We start from the raw sequence: 22,169 nt of genomic DNA on the forward strand, positions 1-22,169 counted from the left end.
TTGGTCTGAACAAGGCTGCTATATCTCCTAAACGCCCACGCCTCGACTGACCGGTCGAGGCTGCCGCATCGCGTTCCAGAGGACCTGGTGCAGCAATGCCGGCCGCATTCAGGCCGGGGGGGATCAGTCGACCAGCAGGGAGCACTTCATGGAAAACATCGTCGTCGCCGATAAGCAGTCCGCCGTCGCCACCCAGAATGCCTGGGGCAATATCACTCTCAATGGCCCAGGCGTCGTGCAAATGCCCGTCGCGCCCGACCAGGTCGCCACCGTCACGCAACGCGGGCAGGATTTGATCGTCACGCTCAAGTCCGGCGAAAAGGTCACCATCGGTAATTTCTTCGCGGTGAACCAGGCAGGCGTCGGCAGCGACATGGTGTTCGTCGGCGAAGACGGCACCCTCTGGCAAGCCGAATACGATGCCCAGGCTTTCACCGGTTTCACCTTCAACGAAGTGGCTTCTCTGGACGAACTGGTTGCAGGCATCGGTACGGCGGGCGACGCGATGCCGACGTGGGCCATCGCAGGCTTGGGATTGCTCGGCGTGGGCGGCGGCGCGGCGGCGGTGGGCGGCGGTAGTGGCGGCGGCGGCGGTGGTGGCGGTGCAGTACCTGACACCACGGCACCGGCAACCCCCATCGACCTGCTGGTTTCCCCGGATGGCCTGCGCCTGTCGGGGCGCGGTGAAGCGGGTGCGATCGTGAACATTCGCGATGCCGCTGGCAACCTGCTCGGTACCGGTACGGTCGGGGCCGATGGCAGCTTCGATATAGCGCTCAACGCCCCCCAGATCAACAACGAAAACCTGCAGGTGACCTTGACCGATGCAGCCGGCAATGTGTCTGCACCGGGCACCGTGACCGCGCCGGATGCGACCGCTCCGCTGGCGCCGACCGAACTTGCCATCGACGCCCAGGGTACAACGCTCACAGGCCGCGCCGAGCCCGGTTCCACGGTGTCGGTCAGAGGGGCTGATGGCGTGCTGCTGGGCTCGGCCACGGCTGGGGCGGACGGCTTGTTCAGCGTTACCCTGCAACCGGCACAGACAGCGGGCCAGGCGTTGCAGGTCACGGCCGAGGATGCAGCGGGCAACACGTCCGCCGCAGCTGGTATTGTGGCTCCAGTGGTCGATGGCACCGACACCACCGCTCCTGATGCGCCCGTGGCGCTCGTTGTCTCCGCTGATGGCACGCGCCTGTCGGGCCGCGGCGAACCCGGCACCACGGTCAACGTTCGCGACCCTGCCGGCAATGTGATCGGCAGCGGCGTGGTGGGGGCCAATGGAGCCTTCGAGGTGGTGCTCACACCGGCGCAGCTTGATAGCCAGAACCTGCAAGTCACCCTGACCGACGCCGCTGGCAACGTCTCTGCACCGGGTGCCGTCGTTGCGCCAGACCTCACGGCGCCACTCGCACCGACCAACCTGGCCGTCGATGCCCAAGGGGCCACCCTGACCGGGCGGGCCGAACCTGGATCTACCGTTTCGGTACGCGGCCCTGGCGGTGCGTTGCTGGGCACCGCCATCGCGGGCGCCGACGGCCTGTTCAGCATCACGCTGCAACCCCCGCAGACCACTGGCCAGGCCTTGGCGGTGAGCGCCACCGACGCAGCAGGCAACACGTCGCCGGCAGCCAACATCACCGCGCCCTTGGTCGATGGCGGTGACACCACACCGCCAGACGCGCCCGTGGACCTGGTGGTCGGCCTGGCCGGCACACAGTTGAGCGGCCGCGGCGAAGCCGGCACCACCGTGCAAGTGCGCGACGCGGCAGGCAACCTGCTCGCCACTGGCACCGTCGGTGCCGATGGGACCTTCACCGTCAGCCTGGACCCCGCCGTCAAGGACGGCAGCAGCCTACAAGTCACCCTCACCGACGCGGCAGGCAACACTTCGCCGGCCGCCAGCGTGGCGTCGCCAGACCTCGTAGGGCCTGCGCAACCCACCGACCTGGCCTTGGCCGATGGCGTCACCTTCACCGGCCGCGGTGAGCCGGGTGCTACCGTGCAAGTGCGCGATGCCGCCGGCACCGTGATCGGCACAGGCACCGTGGGCGCAGACGGCGCCTTCAACATCACCCTCTCCCCTGCCCAGGCCAACGGCCAGGCACTGGACGTACGCCTGGTCGATGCGGCAGGCAATGCCTCGGCGCCCTTGCAGTTCGACGCCCCTGACATCACTCCGCCAGAAGCGGTCACCAATGTACTGGTCGGCCCTGGCGGCACCGTCATCGGTGGCCGAGGCGAGCCAGGTGCAACGGTGGAGGTGCGCGATGCGAACGGTACCCTGCTGGGCAGCGCCGTGGTCACTGCCAACGGCACCTTCCTGGTCAACCTCGACCCCGCCGTGCAACCCGGCGAGCAACTGAGCCTGGTGCAGACAGACCCTAGCGGCAACGCCTCGCCCGCAGTCGACTACGAAGTGCCCCTGACCCCAGCCCTGGAAAGCCCAGCCAACCTGGCGGTAAACGCCGACGGCACTGTGCTTACCGGTACTGCCCCGGCAGGCTCACGCGTCGAAGTACGCGATGCCAGCGGTGCGTTGATCGGCAGCGCCATCGCCAATGCCGACGGCAGCTTCAGCATCGACCTGAACCCGGCTCAAGCCAATGGCGAACTGCTGGATGTGGTGGCCATCGCCGACGATGTATCGTCACTGCCCGCCCAGGTCACCGCCCCCGATATCACGGCCCCCGCCGCCCCTGCAGAGCTGGCGGTGAGCGCCGACGGCAGCGTGGTCACAGGCCGCGCCGAGCCGGGCAGCACCGTGCGCATTCTGGCCGCTGACGGCACCGAGCTGGGCTCGGCGGTGGTCGGCGCCACTGGCGTGTTCAGCATTACCTTGAACCCTGCCCAGGTGGACGGCGAAGTGCTGCAAGCCACTGCCACCGATGCGGCGGGCAACGTATCCCAAGCCAGCGCAGTCACAGCACCGGACATCGATGGCGGTGGTGACGTCACACCGCCAGACGCGCCCGTGGACCTGGTGGTCGGCCTGGCCGGCACACAGTTGAGCGGTCGCGGCGAAGCCGGTACCACCGTGCAAGTGCGCGACGCGGCAGGCAACCTGCTCGCCACGGGCACCGTCGGTGCCGATGGGACCTTTACCGTCAGCCTGGACCCCGCCGTCAAAGACGGCAGCAGCCTACAAGTCACCCTCACCGACGCGGCAGGCAACACTTCGCCGGCCGCCAGCGTGGCGTCGCCAGACCTCGTAGGGCCTGCGCAACCCACCGACCTGGCCCTGGCCGATGGCGTCACCTTCACCGGCCGCGGTGAGCCAGGCGCTACCGTACAAGTGCGCGATACCGCCGGCACCTTGATCGGCACAGGCACCGTGGGCGCAGACGGCGCCTTCAGCATCACCCTCTCCCCTGCCCAGGCCAACGGCCAGGCACTGGACGTACGCCTTGTCGATGCGGCAGGCAATGCCTCGGCGCCCTTGCAGTTCGACGCCCCTGACATCACCCCGCCAGAAGCGGTCACCAATGTGCTGGTCGGCCCTGGCGGTACCGTCATCGGTGGCCGAGGCGAGCCAGGTGCAACGGTGGAGGTGCGCGATGCGAATGGGACCCTGCTGGGCAGCGCCGTGGTCACTGCCAACGGCACCTTCCTGGTCAACCTCGACCCCGCCGTGCAACCCGGCGAGCAACTGAGCCTGGTGCAGACAGACCCTAGCGGCAACGCCTCGCCTGCAGTCGACTACGAAGTGCCCCTGACCCCAGCCCTGGAAAGCCCAGCCAACCTGGCGGTAAACGCCGACGGCACCGTGCTCACCGGTACTGCCCCGGCAGGCTCACGCGTCGAAGTGCGCGATGCCAGCGGTGCGTTGGTCGGCAGCGCCATCGCCAATGCCGACGGCAGCTTCAGCATCGACCTGAACCCGGCCCAGGCCAATGGCGAACTGCTGGATGTGGTGGCCATCGCCGACGATGTGTCGTCACTGCCCGCCCAGGTCACCGCCCCCGATATTACGGCCCCCGCCGCTCCCGCAGAGCTGGCGGTGAGTGCCGACGGCACCGTGGTCACGGGCCGCGCCGAGCCGGGCAGCACCGTGCGCATTCTGGCCGCTGACGGCACCGAGCTGGGCTCGGCGGTGGTCGGCGCCACCGGCGTGTTCAGCATCACCCTGAACCCTGCCCAGGTGGACGGCGAAGTGCTGCAAGCCACTGCCACCGATGCATCGGGCAATGCATCCCAGGCCAGTTCGGTCACTGCGCCGGACATTGACGGCGGCGGCGATACGACGCCGCCTGAAGCGGCTTCCAACCTGGTAGTGGGTGTGGCGGGTACACAGTTGAGTGGTCGCGGTGAAGCCGGCGCCACGGTCCAAGTGCGCAATGCGGCCGGTGACCTGATTGCAACCGGTACCGTAGCCGCCGATGGCACCTTTACTGTCAACCTGGACCCCGCCGTCAAAGACGGTAGCGACCTGCAGGTCACGCTCACCGATGCCGCTGGCAACGTGTCCGAGGCCGCGACCGTTACCTCCCCTGACTTGATCGCCCCGGTACAGCCAACCGAACTGGCCTTGGCTGGCGGCGTGACCCTGACTGGCCGCGGTGAAGCAGGTGCGACCGTACAGGTCCGTACCGCAGCCGGTACCCTGATCGGCTCGGCAATCGTCGGTGACGACGGCCTGTTCACAGTCACCCTCTCCCCTGCCCAGGCCAACGGCCAGGCATTGGACGTACGCCTGGTCGACGCAGCGGGTAACACGTCTGAGCCGCTGCAGTTCAACGCCCCGGACATCACGCCACCCGAAGGCGTGACCAACCTTCTGGTCGGCCCAGGGGGTACCGCACTCAGTGGCCGTGGCGAAGCCGGTGCCACGGTTGAAGTACGTGACATCGATGGCAACCTGCTGGGTCGCGGCGTGGTTACCGCCAACGGCACTTTCCTGGTCAATCTCGACCCTGCCGCGCAGCCCGGTGAGCAACTGAGCCTGATCCAGGTGGACCCCAGCGGCAATGCTTCGATCGCCGTGACATTCGCGGTGCCAGCGACCAATCCGCCCGCCAGCCCCGCTGAACTGGCGCTGTCAGAAGACGGTACCGCCCTGACCGGCACCGCCCCGGCAGGTACTCGGGTAGAAGTGCGCGGCGCGGACGGTGCGTTGCTGGGCAGCGCAGTCGCAGGCCCTGACGGCAGCTTCTCGGTCGAATTGGCACCCGCGCAGGCCAACGGCGAACTGCTCGATGTGGTCGCGATCGACGGTGCAGGGCTTTCTTCCCTGCCCACCCAGATCATCGCCCCGGACATCACTGCGCCTGCAACGCCAAGCGAACTGGCCGTCAATGCCAACGGCACGGTGCTCAGCGGACGTGGCGAGCCAGGCAGCACTGTGCGCGTGCTGGCAGCCGATGGCACCACGGTGTTGGGCAGTGCAGTGGTCGGCGCCACCGGCAGCTTCAGCATCACACTGAACCCGCCGCAGGTCGACGGCGAGGTCTTGCAGGTCACGGCCACCGACGCGGCGGGCAACAGCTCTGCTGGGGGCAATGTCACAGCGCCCGACATCGACGCCGTGGACAACACGCCGCCTGCACCTGCCACGGGCCTGGCCATCAACCTTGCCGGCGCGCAACTGAATGGGCGCGGCGAGGCTGGCGCCACCGTGCAGGTACGCGATCGCCAAGGCAACCTGTTGGCCAGCGGCACCGTCAATGCCGACGGTACCTTCCAGGTCACCCTGGACCCTGCGGTCAAGGACGGCAGCACCCTGCAAGTCGTGCTAACCGATGCCGCCGGCAACGCCTCCACCCCAGCCACCGTGGTCAGCCCCGACCTGCTGGCGCCTGCCCAACCAACCGCGCTTGCCCTTGAAGGCGGCGTCACGCTGACCGGTCGCGGCGAGCCTGGCGCAACGGTGCAGGTACGCACTGCTGGCGGGGCGGTGATCGGCACCGGCCTGGTCGATGCAAACGGCAACTTCAGTATTACCCTGGCACCCGCGCAGGCCAACGGCGAAGCACTCGATGTACGCCTGGTAGATGCCGCCGGCAACACCTCGACACCGCTGCAGTTCGAAGCGCCAGACATCACGCCGCCGGCTTCGGTAAGCAACGTGGTGGTGGGTAACGCCGGCCTGACCGTGGCCGGTCGAGGCGAAGCGGGCGCGCGCGTGGAAGTGCGCGATGCGAACGGTAGCGTAATCGGCAGCGGCACTGTGAGTGGCAACGGGACCTTCCTGCTCGAACTCAACCCACCTGCCCAGCCCGGCGCACGCCTGAACCTCGTGCAGACCGACCCAAGCGGCAATCCGTCCGAACCGCTGCTGTTCGACGTTCCTCTGGTTCCGGCCTCGGCCAGCCCGAGCGATCTGGTGGTGGCCGAGGACGGCACCAGCATCAGCGGCACGGCCCCGGCAGGCAGCCAGGTGCAGGTACGCGATGCCGATGGCAACGTAGTCGGCAGTGTGGTGGTAGGCGCCGGTGGCACATTCACCGTCGTGCTCAACCCGGCTCAGGCGAACGGCGAATTGCTCGACGTGGTGGCCATCGATGGCGCCGCAAATGCCTCCCTGCCTGTGCAGGTGACGGCGCCGGACATCACGCCACCGGCCATCCCCGGCGAGCTGCAAGTCAATGGCGACGGCAGCATCGTCACGGGGCGCGCCGAAGCAGGCAGTACCGTGCGCGTGCTGGCCGCTGATGGGGTCACTGTGCTGGGTTCGGCCGTAGTGGGTGCGACCGGTGTCTTCAGCATCACCCTGAACCCGCCACAAGTGGCCGGCGAGCAGCTGCAGGTCAATGCTACCGACGCCGCCGGCAATGCCTCATTGCCGGGCTCGGTCACTGCGCCTGTGATCGACAACGGCGGCGACACCACGCCGCCGCAACCTGCCACCGACCTGGTGATCAGCGCCAATGGCGCCACCGTTTCCGGGCGCGGCGAAGCCGGCACCACTGTCCAAGTGCGCAACGACCAGGGCCAACTGCTGGCAAGCGGCACGGTACAAGCCGACGGCAGCTTCGTGGTGCAGTTGCAGACGCCGGTGATCGACGGCTCGGCGCTCCAGGTCACCCTCACCGATGCAGCGGGCAACGTCTCCGTGCCAAGCTCGCTGGCCGCGCCTGACCAGGTGGCGCCGTTGCAACCGGCCAACCTGGCGCTGGAAAACGGCGTGACATTGAGCGGTACGGCCGAGGCCGGCGCGCGCGTTGAAGTGCGCGATGCCGCCGGTAGCCTGATCGGCAGCGCCATCGCCCAGCCCGGCGGCACCTTTACCCTCACACTCGACCCGCCGCAGGCCAACGGTCAGGCCCTGTCCGTGACCGTCACCGACGCCGCAGGCAACAGCTCGGTGCCGCTAGGCTATGTCGCCCCCGACATCACGCCGCCGGTACCGGTCAGCAACGTGCAGGCAGGTGCGGGAAGCCTTGCCGTTGCAGGCAGGGGCGAGCCGGGCGCCACCGTGCAGGTGCGCAATGACGAGGGCCTGGTCATCGGCACGGGCACTGTCGCGGCCAATGGCACCTTCGTCGTCAACCTCGATGCGCCGTTGGTGGCCGGCCAGGCCATCACGCTGGTGCAGACCGATGCAGCCGGCAATGCCTCCACGGCGATAGACGTCACCGTCTTGCAAGCCCCCGTACCGGCTAGCCCGACCGACATCGTGGTGGCTGGCGACGGTACCTCGGTCAGTGGCACAGCCCCTGGCAACAGTCAGGTGGAAGTGCGCGATGCTCAGGGCAATGTCATCGGCACCGTTCAGGCCAACCCTGACGGCAGCTTCACCGTAGGCCTCACACCGGCCCAGGCCAACGGCGAAACCCTGGATGTGGTCGCCATCGATGGCGATGGCACCCTTTCGTTGCCCGTGCAAATCGTCGCCCCCGACATCACCGCCCCCAATGAACCTACCGATCTGCAGTTGAGCACCAACGGCAGCGTATTGACCGGACGTGGCGAGGCAGGGGCCACGGTGCAGGTCACCGATGCCGATGGCAACGTGCTTGGCACGGCTCAGATCGGTGCCAACGGCGTCATCAGCGTGCAACTGACGCCGCCGCAGACCGATGGTCAGACCCTAGAAGTCACTGTGCGCGATGGCGCAGGCAATACCTCGAGCGCCACCGTCACGGCGCCCGATCTGGACGGCCCGTTGCAGCCTTCCGCGTTGGCTATCGACACCGCGGGTATCCATCTGACCGGTGTAGGTCAGGTCGGCTCGATCATCACCGTACGCGACGCAGGCGGCGCTGTGCTGGGCAGCGCAACCGTGGGCGCCGACGGACGCTTCGACGTCACCCTGTCCGCTGCCCAGCGCAACGGCGAAAACTTGAGCGTGGAAGCCACCGACAACCTGGGCAACAGCGCAGGCCCGGTACCCTTCACTGCGCCGGATACCACGCCACCCCAACTGGTCGCCGACGCCGTCATCAACGGCGCAGGCAGCGTGGTGAGCGGCACTGGCGAAGCCGGCGCCACGGTGACCGTGCGCGGCCCGAACGGCGCCGTGCTGGGCTTTGCCCAAGTAGGCGACAACGGCGCATTCTCGGTCACGCTCGACCCCGCGCAGACCAATGGCCAGGTGCTGAGCATCGAACAGCGCGATGCCGCCGGCAACCTGTCCCAGGCCGTCGACCTGACTGCACCAGACAATGAGCCGCCTGCCATACCCGGCACCCTGCTGGTGTCCGCTGATGGCACCGTCGTCACGGGCACGGGCGAGCCCGGCGCACAAGTCACGGTGACCGGCGTCGCTGGCATCGTGCTGGGCACTGCCGAGGTCCAGGCCGACGGCAACTTCAGCGTTACCCTGGTACCGGCGCAGCTCGGTGGCCAGGCGCTGTCGATCACCCAAACCGACCCCGCCGGCAACGCCTCCGTTCCTGGCACCTTGACGGCGCCTGACCTCGAGCCGCCTGTGGCGGCTGTTGGCCTCACGCTCAATGGCACAGGGAATGTACTGAGCGGCCAAGGTGAGGCCGGGACCACTGTCGAGGTCCGCGATGTCGCCGGCAATGTGCTGGGCAGCGTCGAAGTAGGGGTCGATGGCAACTTCGAAGTCCCTCTCACCCCCGCACAAACCAATGGTGAAGTGCTGTCGGTAATCCTCATCGACGCACAGGGCAACCTGTCACCTCCAACCACGCTCACGGCTGACGACAGCACTCCACCGTCAACCGCCACGGGGCTGGTCATCACCCCGGGCGGCACTGCCATCCAGGGCGTTGGCGAACCTGGCGCCACGGCAGAAGTACGTGCCGCTGACGGCACCGTGCTGGGCAGCGTCGTGGTGCCTGAGGGCGGCAATTTCATCGTCCCCGTGTCACCTGCGCAGCTCGATGGCCAAGTGCTGGACGTCGTGCTGATCGACGGTGCCGGCAACGTTTCGTTGCCCGGTCAGGTCACCGCGCCGGACATCACCCCACCTGCGCAACCCACTGGCGTTGTGGTCAGCGAAGACGGCACCACTGTCACCGGCAACGCACCTGGCGCCCAGACCGTCACGGTACGCGACAGTGCCGGGGGCCAAGTCACTGTCCCGGTAGACGCCGACGGCGGCTTCAGCGTGACGCTGCCCACCCCGCAGAACAATGGAGAGACGGTCACCGTCGTGGTCACCGACCCGACTGGCAATGCGTCGGCGCCGATCAGCGTGACGGCACCGGACAACACCGATCCGCTGCCAGCTACCGATGTCAGCGTGAGCCCCGATGGCACCACGGTCGGCGGCACGGCCGAACCTGGCAGCACGGTGGTCATCCGCAATCCTGATGGCTCCGAGCGCGGCAGTGAAACGGCAGGCCCGGACGGCACCTTCGTGATCCCGGTCGACCCGCCCCTGAGCACGGGCGAAACGGTCGACGTGGTCGTGATCGACCCGGCCGGCAACGCCTCCACCGAAGTACAGCTGCAAGGCCCGACCGGCAACGAAGTCGCGGCCCCAAGCAACCTTGCGATCAGCGACGACGGCTTCCTGCTGACCGGCCAGGGCACCGTCGGTACCTTGATTACCGTGACATCCGCCGGTACCACATTGGGCACGGCGACGGTTGGCACCGATGGCATCTTCCGCGTGTTCTTCCTCAATGCCCAGCTCAATGCGCAGAAATTGCAGGTCACTGCGCGAGCGACGGCAGGCGGTCAACCCTCGGTGCCAGCCACCGTGGTCGCCGAAGACACCACGCCACCGGATGCACCAGCAAACGTGGCCATCGACCGGACCGGCAGCACCTTGACCGGCCAGGGCGAAGTGGGCGCCACCGTGCGCGTCAGCGATAGCCTGGGCAACTTCCTGGGCAGCGCGACCGTGGGCAGCAATGGCCTGTTCACGGTCAACTTCGTTCCGGCAGTGGCCAACGCCCAGAACCTGATCGTCACCCAGGTGGACGCGGCCGGTAACGTGTCATTGGCTGCGACCTTGCAAGCCCCCGATCTGCAGGCGCCTCTGGCTGCCGACAACCTGAGCCTGAACAACGCGGCCACGGTCGTCAGCGGCCAGGGTGAGGCCGGGGCGCTGGTGACGATTCGCGATGCCAGCGGCGCGGTACTGGCCACCGGTACCGTCAATCAGAGTGGCCAGTTCCAGATCACCCTGCCCAGCGCCCAGACAACCGGTAGCGCGCTGCAGGTCACCCTCAGCGATGCAGCCGGCAACGTGTCGGCACCGGCCAGCCTGGCCACGCCAGATCGCACACCGCCGGCAGCCGTGAGCGACGCGCAGTTGAGCGGCGATGGCCGGCAGCTGTCCGGCAGCGGTGAACCCGGCGCTACCGTGCAGGTGCGTAACGCCTCCGGCGCCGTGCTGGGAACGGCGACTGTGGGTGTGGACGGCCGCTTTACCGTGGTGTTCGATACGCCCCAGGCCAATGGCCAAGCCATCGGCGTCACCCAGGTCGATGCCGCCGGCAACACCTCGGTCGCCGTCAACCTCACCACGCCAGACCTCACACCCCCGGCCGCCCTGACCAACGTGGTGCTGAACAACAACGGCCTGACCCTGACCGGCCTGGGCGAAGCAGGCGCCACCGTCAGCGTACGCGGGGTCGACGGCACCATCCTCGGTACAGGACTGGTCGCGGCCAATGGCAGCTTCACCCTGACCCTGGACAGCGCCCAGCTCAACGCGCAGCGCCTGAGCGTCACCCAGACCGATGCGGGCAACAACACATCGGTGGCGGTTGCCGTGACCGCGCCGGACTTTACGGCACCCGACGCGCCGATCGACCTGCTGCTCGCCCCTTCGGGCCTGCAGATGACCGGCAGCGCCGAAGCAGGCAGCACGGTGACCGTGCGCGACAGCGCCGGCAACGTGCTCGGCACGGCAGTCGCCGCTGCCAACGGTACCTTCCAGATCACCCTCAATGCCCCCCAGACCAACGGTCAGGCCTTGCAGGTGACCGCCACCGACGCTGCCGGCAATGTCTCGACCGCTGCGCCCTATACCGCAGCGGACACCACGCCGCCAGCTGCCGTCAGTAACCTGGCCGTGTCCGCCGACGGCGCGAGCCTGGTGGGCACCGGTGAGGCCGGCGCCACCGTGCGCGTCAGCGCAGCCGATGGCAGCCTGCTGGGCACAGCCGTGGTCGCAGCCGACGGTCGTTTCAACGTCAGCCTGAGCCCTGCGGCACTGGTGGGTGAAACCCTGAGCGTGGTGCAAGCCGATGCAGCGCAGAACGTATCGCCTGCCCAATCGATCAACGCCCCTGGGCCCTTGGCACCGGCAACCCCGGCAGACCTGGTCCTGGCAGCCGACGGGCTGTCGGTATCGGGAACGGCAGCCAGCGGCACCACCGTCAACGTGTACGGCACCAATGGGCAACTCCTGGGCAGCAGCCCAGTGGCCAATGACGGCAGCTTCACGGTCAACCTTGGCAGCGCGCAGGCCAACGGCGAAGTGCTGCTGATCGCCGCCACTGGCACCGACGGCGCGGTTTCGCTACCTGCCACGCTGCAGGCGCCGGACACCACGGCGCCGCTGCCGCTGACCGGCCTGGTGCTGTCTGGCGATGGCCTGGTCGTGAGCGGCCGCGGCGAGCCGGGCGCTACCGTGACCATCACCGGCGAGGGTGGTATCGAACTCGGCACTGCCGTGGTCGATGCCGCTGGTAACTTCAGCGCCACGCTGGCGACGGCACAACTGGACGGCGAGCTGCTCAATGCCAGCCAGGCAGATGTGGCCGGTAACGAATCGAACAGCGTCAGCCTTACCGCACCGGACCGCACCGCGCCAACACCTGCACAGGACCTGGCCTTCGCTGGCGGTGGTAGCCTGCTCAACGGTACAGGCGAGCCAGGCGTCACCGTGCGGGTGATCGCTGCCGACGGCAGTGTTCTGGGTACCGACACCGTGCGCGTCGATGGTACCTTCCAGGTCAACCTCACGGCGCCTCAGGCCAATGGGCAACAGGTTCAGGTGCTGCTGACCGACGCCGCCGGCAACCAATCGGGCGCCAGCGTCATCACCGCGCCCGACACCACGCCGCCAACCGCACCGGCGGAGCTGGCGGTTTCCAGCGACGGCGTCACCATTACGGGGCGCGGCGAAGCCGGCGCAGAAGTGACCGTCACCAACGCAGCAGGTGAGGACATCGGCAGCGCCATCGTCGATGCCAGCGGCAACTTCACGCTGACCCTCGACCCGCCGCTCACCAATGCCGAGGTGCTGAGCTTCACCCAGGCCGATGCGGCCGGTAATGTCTCGCCGATCGCCACCTTGCAAACGCCTGACTTCACCCCACCAGAGCCATTGACTCAGGTAGCAATCAACGCCGATGGCAGCGTGGTCACCGGCTTGGGTGAGCCGGGATCCACGGTAACCGTCAGGGATGCAGCGGGCGTGACGTTGGGCACGGGCACGGTCCTGGCAGACGGCAGCTTCCGTGTGGACCTGTCGCCGGCTCAGATCGATAACCAGGTGCTATCCGTGCTGCAGGCCGACCCACCTGGCAACGTCAGCGAGGCGGTCACGGTGCAGGCGCCCGACCTGACGCCGCCAGCAGCAGCGACCGAGTTGCGCCTCAATGCGGCAGGCGACACCCTAGGTGGTGTCGGCGAAGTGGGCGCCACCGTGCGGGTGTTCGTGGGCACGACGCAGATCGGCACGGGTGTGGTGAGCGCCGCAGGCACCTTCACCATCGCCCTGCAAACTCCGCAGCTCAATGGCGAGCGGTTGCAGGTGACCCTGACCGATGCTGCCCAGAACGTCTCGCCGGTCAGCACCCTGACTGCCCTGGACATCACGCCCCCTGAAGCGGTGGTGGCGACCATCAACAGCAGCGGCACCCAGGTGGTCGGCACAGCCGAAGTCGGGGCGCGTGTCACGGTGCTCAACAGCCAAGGCGACCTGGTCGGCCAAGTGGTCGTCGCCGCTGACGGCCGCTTCGTGGTGGCACTGACGCCGGCACAGATCAACGGTGAAAAGCTGACACTCATCGCCCAGGATGCCACCGGCAACCCATCGCCGGGCGTGGAACTGCAAGCGCCTGACCTCACCCCACCGGTGCAGCCGGGTGACCTTGTGCTCAATGCCACCGGCCAGACCCTCACCGGTACGGCCGAAGCCGGCACTACCATCAGCGTGCGCGGGCCGGACGGTGACGAGGTCGGCACCGCCCAGGTAGCGGCGGGTGGTGCCTTCACTGTCACTTTGGACCCCGCCCAGAACAACGGCCAGCTTCTGACCGTGGTCTCCATCGACGCAGCAGGCAACGCGTCGATCCCGGCCACCTTGCTGGCCCGGGATACCTCGCCGCCCGGTGCCGTTACAGACCTGGCAGTGGACAACACCTTCACCGTGATCACAGGCCGTGGCGAGCCAGGTGCAACCGTCACCATCAGCAAAAACGGGACGGTGATCGGTACCGGTGAAGTCAGCGACGCCGGGACCTTCCAGATCGTCACCAGTCCGCCTGCCGGCTCGGTGGCGTCGCTGGTGGTCTACCAGACCGATGCGGCGGCCAATACGTCTGCCAGCATCACCTTCGTCACGCCGTTGGCACCCCCTCCGGCACCCCCTACCAACGTCGTGCTGGCCAGCGATGGCCTGACCTTGTCGGGCAATGCGCCTTCGGGAACGGGCATTCGGGTATACGATGCGGCGGGCAACCAGATCGGTGTCGGCGGCGCCACCTTGAACGGCACGTTCAGCCTGCAACTGACGGCCGCACAGCTCAACGGGCAACAACTGACCGTCACGGCCGTTGCCTTGGTTGGCGGCGAATCGCAGCCGACCTTCGTGGTGGCGGCAGACATCACCCCGCCTGCAAACCCGGTCATCGCCGCGTTGTCGAGCAATGGCCTGGTACTGACCGGTACCGGCGAAGCGGGCGCGACAGTGACCGTGCGCAGCGCCGGCAATGCGGTGCTGGGCACCGGGCAGGTCAACGCCGCCGGCGAGTTCAGCATCAACCTGAACGCACCGCAGTTGAACGGCCAGGTGCTGACCGTCAGCCAGACCGACGCGGCGGGCAACGCTTCTGGCAACACCGCCTTCACCGCGCCTGACGTCCAACCACCTGCTGCGCCGACCAACGTGGTGGTCAACGGTGCGGGCACCGTACTGACCGGCAACGGTGAAGCAGGCGCTACCGTTACCGTGCAAGGCCCAGGTGGCCAGGTCGGTACCGGTGTGGTGCAGGCCAATGGCACCTTTACCATCGCCCTGACCTCACCGCAGAACGATGGGCAACTGCTGGTGGTACGCCAGACCGATGCCGCCGGTAACCTGTCCGGTAGCGCCAGCGTGCTCGCACCCGACACCACGCCGCCTGCCGCGCCGATTGCCACCATCAACCCCACCGGCACCGCCGTCAGCGGCTCGGGCCAGGTCGGCAGCACGGTGCAGGTGCGTAACAGCGCCGGCACCGTGCTGGGCACTGCCACGGTCGGCAGCAACGGGTTGTTCGTGGTCAGCCTGGCGGCTGCGCAGATCGACAACCAGGCGCTCTCGGTTACGCTCACGGACGCTGCAGGCAACGTTTCAACGCCTACGGCATTGACGGCGCCGGACTTCACTCCGCCAGCGGTCGCCGGCAACCTGCAGGTCAATGCCGACGGTACCAGCTTGACCGGTACTGGCGAGCCCGGCGCCACCGTCACCGTGCGCAGCGCGACCGGCACGGTGCTGCAAACCGGTACCGTGCAGCCTAACGGCAGCTTCACCGTGGCCTTGAACCCACCGCAGGACAATGGCCAACTGCTGTCGGTGACCTTGAGCGACCCACGCGGCAACGTGTCGGGCAATGTCACCGTTACCGCGCCCGATGTGGACGCCAATGCACCGGTCATCGCCAGCGACAACCTGGCCACTGCGGTGGTCAACCTTGCGCCCGTCGTCAGCAGCCGCACCTACCAGGACTCGTTCAGCACCCTGCTGGCAGGCTTCAGCAAGACCTTTACCTGGACAGTGGGCGCAGGGACAACGGCGGACCCGACGCTGACGCTCAACACAGGCAGCGCCCTGGCCTTGCTGGACAGCGCCACCTTCACCTTGCAGGTAAAAAATGCCAGTGGCGCCTGGGTGACGCTGGCCACCGGCAACAGCCAGGGCCTGCTCGACCTGGTATTGCTACCGCTGGGCCAAGGCCTGCGCGTGGACATCGGCGAGCTGCGTGCCGGTGACTACCGGCTGACCGTGGGCAGCGGCGGCATCGGTCTGCTGACCACGGTCAACACCACGTTGCAGGTCGATACCACCAGCCTGACCCAGTTCACCGGTACAGGCGCTGCAACGTCCGGCAACGTGGTCACCGACGTGGGTATCGATGGCACTACCGATGCGCGTGGGCCGGACAGCGACGCGGTCCTGCAGGTGCTCAAAGGCGGGAGCTACGTGACCGCTGGCAGCGCCACCACCGTGCAGGGCCAGTACGGGACGCTGGTTATCAGGGGCGATGGCAGCTACACCTATACCCCCAACGGCAGCCCGAGCAGCGTCGGCAAGGTGGATGTATTCAGCTATCAACTGGTGCATCCGAACGGCAAGTCCGACACCGCCAACCTGTACGTGCGCATCGACAGCCCACAAGCCACCGAGGTGTGGAGCAACACCAACTACGCAGCACCAGCCACCGTGGTGGATGCGGTAAACGACGTCGACAACACCAACATCAGCCTGGTGAACCTGCAAACCAGCAGCACCACCACGTTCTCACCGCTGTCCTTGCCGGTGCTCGGTACCCGCTCGGCCACTTACACCACCACCGTGGCAGCCAACACCACTGCTGATGTACAGGTAGTGCTCAACTCCACCAACCTGCTGACACTGCTCAACGGCACCACGCTCGAACTGCTGAAGCTCAACCCGGCCACCGGGCAGTACGTGACGGTGCAGACAGTGGGTGGTGGCTCATTGGTAACCCTGCTGGGCGGCGGTGCGGGCTACACCTTCCAGAACCAGGGCGCCGGCACCTACCACGTGCGGGTCACCGCAGGCGGCATTGGGCTGCTCAGCTCGCTGACCACCACGGTCAATGCCACGGCCACTCACCTCAACGAGTTCGTGGTGGGCAGCTATACGCCGGTCACCGGCAACCTGCTGACCGACGGCGCGGGCGCCGACAACCTCGGCTCGCCCCTGACGGTGCTGAGCGTGCTCACGGCGGCGAATACCTTCACCATCCCGGGCTACAACGGGGCCATCGTCCAGGGCAACTACGGTACCTTGGTGGTACAGGCCGACGGCAGCTACGCCTATACCCTCGATACCGGGCTAAGCGCGTCGGTGGTCGGCCAACGGGAAGTGTTCACCTACGAGCTGACCCACCCCAACGGCACCACCGACACCGCCACGCTCACCATCAACCTCGACCCGGTCACCGGCTTTGCCGCCACCGCTGCGATCATGGCGGACACCGGTGAAGAGGGCGCGGCGCTGGCCAGTGTCGCCGCAGTCGCTGCCAGCGAGGTGATCGCCGGCACCGATGGCGATGACACGCTGGTGGCCAGCACCGGTAGCGCGGTCACGCTTGAGGGGGGCGCGGGCAACGATACGCTGGTCATCAGCGACCAGGCCTTTGCCAGCATCAACGGAGCAAACGGGAGCGACACCCTGCTCTGGAATGGCGGCGATGCCAGCATCGACCTGGGCAACCTCGTCGGGCGGGTGCACGAGATCGAAACCATCGACCTCAACGACACCAGCGCAGTGACCCTGACATTGACCCTGGCCGATGTGGTGGCGGTCACCGACAGCGCCAGCGACACGCTGATCATCAAGGGGGACGAAAGTGACTCGGTTCACATGACCGACACCTGGAGCAAGGTGGGGAACCAAACTGCCGACGGTATCGACTATAACCAATACACGGCCCAGGAGGATCCGAGTCACCACTTGTGGGTGCAAAGCGGTATCCATGTGGTCTGAGGCCGCTGCAAACCCGCCGGGTACACCCCCGGCGGCAAGGACGATGACCAGCAGTAAGGACACTCTGTGAAGCCAAGCAGTACGCTGTCACCGTGGTTGCTGGGAGCCTTCGGGCTCCTGGCCTTGAATTTTCAACCGGTGGCCCAGGCCGCCGATGACATAGACCCTGCATTACGCCAGATCGGGCCGTCCCTGCTCAGGGACGCGCCTGACGCGGTACCGGCAAGGCCCGCCGTGGGCATGGCCCCGGTCGCCGGCGCACAGCCCTTGGGGCTGTCCGAGGCCGTGTTGCAAGCCGCGCAATGGCACCCGAGCATCGCCGAGGCCATCGGCAACCTGTACAAGCAAGGCGAAGGTATCAATGTCGCCCGCGCAGGTTATTACCCGCAGATTTCCGGCGGCCTGCGTACCGGTTATGACACCGGCTACGGCGGTGACCGCAGCAGCCAGGCCATCAACCTGTCGCTCAAGCAGATGCTGTACGACTTCGGCAAGGTCGATCATGCGGTCAGCGCTGCCCAGGCCGCAGCCGCCCGGGCCCAGGCCAATATCCTGCTGGTGGTCGATGACCTGGCCCGCGACACGGCCTACGCCTGGATCGAAACGCGCCGCTATGAGCAGCTGATCGGCATTGCCCGTGACCAGATCCGCGGGGTGGGCGACATTGCCAACATGGCCCGCCAGCGCAGTGACATGGGCGCCAGCACCCGCTCCGACGTGGTCCAGGCCGAATCGCGGGTACAAAGCGCCCGCGCCGTGCTGGAAGAATACAGTGCCCAATACGAGCGCTGGCGCTCGACCCTGGCGGCCTTGCTCGGACGCGCCACGCCGGTCTCCCTGGACGAACGAACGCCTCGGGAACTGGCCCAGGCCTGCAAGCGGCCGAGCCAGGGCGACGAGCGCCTGCCAGCGGTACTGATGGCGCTTGCCCAACGTGCCCAGGGCCAGGCCGAACTGGCCCAGGCCAAGGCCGAGGCCTACCCTACCGTGTCGTTGCAGCCCCAGGTCAACCACTACCTGGACAATGACTACAACCGTGACAACTCACGCCTGGACCGTACCCAGGCCGGTATCTACCTCAACGTGGAGGTGCCGATCTACCAGGGCGGCTCCATCAGTGCCCGCAGTCGCGCGGCGGGCTATGCCCTGACGGCCGCCGATTCGGCCGAGGATGCCGCGCGCCTGCAGGCCCGCCGCGGCCTGGCCGAGGCCACCGCGCAAACAGCGGGGCTGGGCCGCCGCCTGAGCTCGCTCGAGGCCCGTCAGGACAGCATTCAGGAAGCGCGGATGCTTTACGGCCGCCAGTACCTGGACCTGGGCACGCGCCCCCTGCTCGACTTGCTCAATGCCGAGCAGGAAATCTACCAGTCGCGCTTCGAACTGGCCGGCACCCGTTCCGACCTGCTGCGCCTGGACGTGGACTGCCTCTACAACACGGGCGCCCTGCGGGCGGCCTTCGGCCTCGAGGGGCGTAACCTGCAAGGTGTGGAGATTCAGCCATGAGCGATCCGGTCAATGTGACACTGCCCGAACAGGCCCACACCCCGGCACCTGCCACCAGCGCGCGGGCTGACCTCGGCCCTTGGCTGGAGGTGATGCTGCAGGTCGCGCATCATTATCGTCTGGACGTGTCCCCCCAGCGCATCCGCCTGGCCGCCGATGAGGATGCCCGGCCCCTGGACGAAATCCTGCGCCACATGGCGCGCCAAGCCGGCCTGGCCTTGCGCTTCGTGCGTTTCGACGCAAAAGGCTTGCGGCAATGGCGCACGCCGCTGGTGCTGGAGCTTGATGACGGCCAATTGGCCGTGGTCGAGTCGGTGACCCAGGAGGATGACCTGGCGGTGGTCTTCGCAGGCGATCAGGGGCTGACATCGCGCCTGCCCCGCGATGCGCTGCAAGGCAGGATCACCCGCGTTGCACTGCTGCGCCCTGCACGGCCACTGCGCGATGTGCGCACCGATGACTACACCGCCCCGTACGACCGTCACTGGTTCGCCCGCATCGTGCTGCGCGACCTGCGCCCGTACGGGCAAGTGATGATCGCCTCGCTGGTCGCCAACGTACTGGCGCTGGCCGGGGTGCTGTTCTCGATGCAGGTCTACGACCGCGTGATTCCGGCCGAATCGCTGCCAACCTTGTATGTGCTGTTTGGTGGCGTGGTGCTGGCGCTGGTGTTCGACTTCAGCATGCGCCTGCTACGGCTCAAGGTCACCGACCTGTTGGGCAAGCGGGCCGACTTGCGCGTCAGCGACCTGGTCTACGGCCACGCCCTGCGCCTGCGCAACTCGGTGCGGCCCAAGTCCACCGGCTCGTTCATTTCGCAGTTGCGCGAGCTGGAGTCCATCCGCGACCTGATCACCTCCAGCACCGCGACGGCACTGGCCGACCTGCCCTTCTTCCTGCTGTTCCTGTTCGTGTTCTGGCTGATCGGCGGCGTGCTGGTGTTCGTGCCGATCGTAGCCCTGGTGGCGATGGTGGTGCCGGGCTTACTCGCGCAGCGGCGCCTGGCACGGTTGGCCAATGCCTCGATGCGCGAGTCCTCGTTGCGCAACGCCATGCTGGTCGAGAGCATCCAAGGCCTGGACGAGATCAAGGCCCTGCAAGCCGAAGCGCGTTTCGAGCGGCAATGGAACCAGTACAACGCCGCCTGCGCCCACACCAACCTGCGCCTGCGCACCCTCACCAACGGGCTGGTGGCCTGGACGCAGAATGTGCAAGGGGCCGTGTTCGCCGTGGTCATCGTGATCGGTGCGCCCATGGTGATCGCCGGCGACCTGACCACCGGCAGCCTGGTGGCCGCCTCCATGCTGGCCTCGCGCATGATGGCGCCGCTGGCCCAACTGACCCATGTCCTGACCCGATGGCAGCAGGCCAAGGTGGCCCTGCAAGGGCTGGACAAGCTGATGCAATCGCCAGTGGACCATCCTGAAGGCGAGGCACGGGTGCACATGCCTGCCCTGCGCGGTGAATACCGCTTGCGCCAGGCCACCTTCCGCTACAGCGAAGAAGCGCCGCCTGTGCTCAACATCGCGCAGCTGGACATTCGTCCGGGCGAGCGCATTGCCGTGCTCGGCCGCAACGGCGCTGGCAAGTCGACGTTGCTGCAGGCGCTGGCCGGCAGCATGGACCTGATGCAGGGCGAGGTGAGCCTGGACGGTATCGCCATGGCGCACCTGGACCCGGCCGACCTGCGCCGTGACGTGGGTTTGCTGGCCCAGTACGCCAGGCTGTTCCACGGCACCCTGCGCGAGAACCTGACCCTGGGCGCCGGCCAGGCCAGCGATCAGGAGCTGGTGGCGGCGCTGTCGGCCACCGGTGCGCTGGATTTCGTGCGTCGCCTGCCCAAAGGCATGGATCACCTGATCCTCGAAGGCGGCCTGGGCCTATCCGGTGGGCAGCGCCAGGCCCTGGTGCTGTCGCGGTTGCTGGTGCGCCAGCCGCAGGTGCTGCTGCTGGACGAACCTACTGCTTCGCTCGATGACATTACCGAGCGCCGGTTGCTGGATAACCTGGACCGCTTCTGCCAGGGCCGAACCCTGGTGATCGCCACCCACCGGTTGAGCGTGCTGCAGCGGGTGGACCGCATCCTGGTGCTCGACGGCGGCCGTATCGTGATCGACGACGCGCGCGACGCCGCATTGGCCAAACTGCAAGGAGCGCAGGCATGAGCAACCATGAACTTCCCGCCTCTTACCTCGATGGTCAGGATGACCAGGCGGTGTTCCGGGCCGGGCGCCTGATCACCCTGTGCGCGGTGATGCTGGCGGCATTCCTGGCTTGGGCTGCCTGGTTCGAGGTGACCGAGGTGTCCACCGGCACGGGCAAGGTCATCCCCAGCTCCCGCGAGCAGGTCATCCAGTCGTTCGAAGGAGGCATCGTCGCGCAGATGAGCGTGGCCGAAGGTGACCTTGTCGAGCGCGGCCAGGTGCTGGCCCAGCTCGACCCGACCAAGACGTCATCGAGCGTGGGCGAAAGCGAAGCCAAGTACCGCGCGGCCAAGGCCAGCCAGGCGCGGCTGCAGGCAGAGGTCACGGGCAAGCCGCTGAAATTCCCGGCCAGCCTGCGCGAGTCGCCCGAGCTGATCGAGGCGGAGACGGCGCTGTACACCACCCGCCGCCGTGGCCTTGAGCAGACATTGGCCGGTATCGAGGACTCGCTGCGGCTGGTGCGCAGCGAGCTCAAGATCACCGAAAACCTGGCGAAGATGGGCGCCTCCAGCCGCGTCGAGGTCATCCGCCTGAACCGTCAACGCTCGGAACTGGAGCTCAAGGCCACCGAGGCGCGCTCGGAGTACCTGGTGCGAGCCAGGGAAGAGCTGGCCAAGGCCAGTGCCGAGGCCGACAGCCTGTCGGAGGTGATTCGTGGCCGCAGCGACTCATTGACGCGCCTGACCCTGCGCTCGCCTGTGCGAGGTATCGTCAAGGACATCGAAGTCAACACCCTGGGCGGTGTGGTGCAGCCCGGCGGCCAGGTGATGAAGATCGTGCCGATGGATGAACGCCTGCTGATCGAAACCCGCATCGCGCCACGGGACATTGCCTTCATTCACCCCGACCAGGCCGCGAAAGTGAAGATCAGCGCCTACGACTACTCGGTGTATGGCGGCCTGGACGGCAAGGTGGTGGGGATTTCGCCGGATACCCTGCAGGACGAGGTCAAACCTGAAATCTATTATTACCGGGTGTTCATTCGTACCGAACAGGACAGCCTGCAGAACAAGGCCGGCAAGCAGTTTGCGATCGTACCGGGGATGATCGCCACGGTGGATATTCGCACCGGGGAGAAGACCATACTCGACTACCTCATCAAACCCCTGAACCGGGCCAAGGAAGCCTTGCGCGAACGTTAGCGCAGG

At 67.2% G+C, this 22,169-nt stretch carries 4 protein-coding genes; all 4 read left to right on the top strand.

Translation table 11 applies throughout. The annotated features are described in order from the left end of the window. Nucleotides 1–148: 148 nt before the first annotated feature. Complete coding sequence (locus FS767_RS05205) at nucleotides 149–17,314, top strand: BapA/Bap/LapF family large adhesin (RefSeq protein WP_144964453.1); 17,166 nt, start codon at nucleotides 149–151, stop codon at nucleotides 17,312–17,314. A 66-nt stretch (nucleotides 17,315–17,380) separates the two neighbouring features. Next, nucleotides 17,381–18,817, top strand: coding sequence for a TolC family outer membrane protein (locus tag FS767_RS05210; protein ID WP_144964454.1), 1,437 nt, complete (start codon nucleotides 17,381–17,383; stop codon nucleotides 18,815–18,817). Continuing rightward, nucleotides 18,814–20,982, top strand: coding sequence for a type I secretion system permease/ATPase (locus FS767_RS05215; protein WP_144964455.1), 2,169 nt, complete (start codon nucleotides 18,814–18,816; stop codon nucleotides 20,980–20,982). Before FS767_RS05210 ends, FS767_RS05215 begins: the two co-directional genes overlap by 4 nt. After that, a complete protein-coding gene (locus FS767_RS05220; RefSeq protein WP_023534727.1) occupies nucleotides 20,979–22,163 on the top strand; it encodes an HlyD family type I secretion periplasmic adaptor subunit in 1,185 nt (394 codons plus the stop codon). The genes FS767_RS05215 and FS767_RS05220 overlap by 4 nt, the downstream gene beginning before the upstream one ends. The last annotated feature ends 6 nt before the right edge of the window (nucleotides 22,164–22,169 follow it).

This window comes from Pseudomonas sp. DE0010 (genome assembly GCF_007680745.1).
GTDB lineage: Bacteria > Pseudomonadota > Gammaproteobacteria > Pseudomonadales > Pseudomonadaceae > Aquipseudomonas > Aquipseudomonas parafulva_B.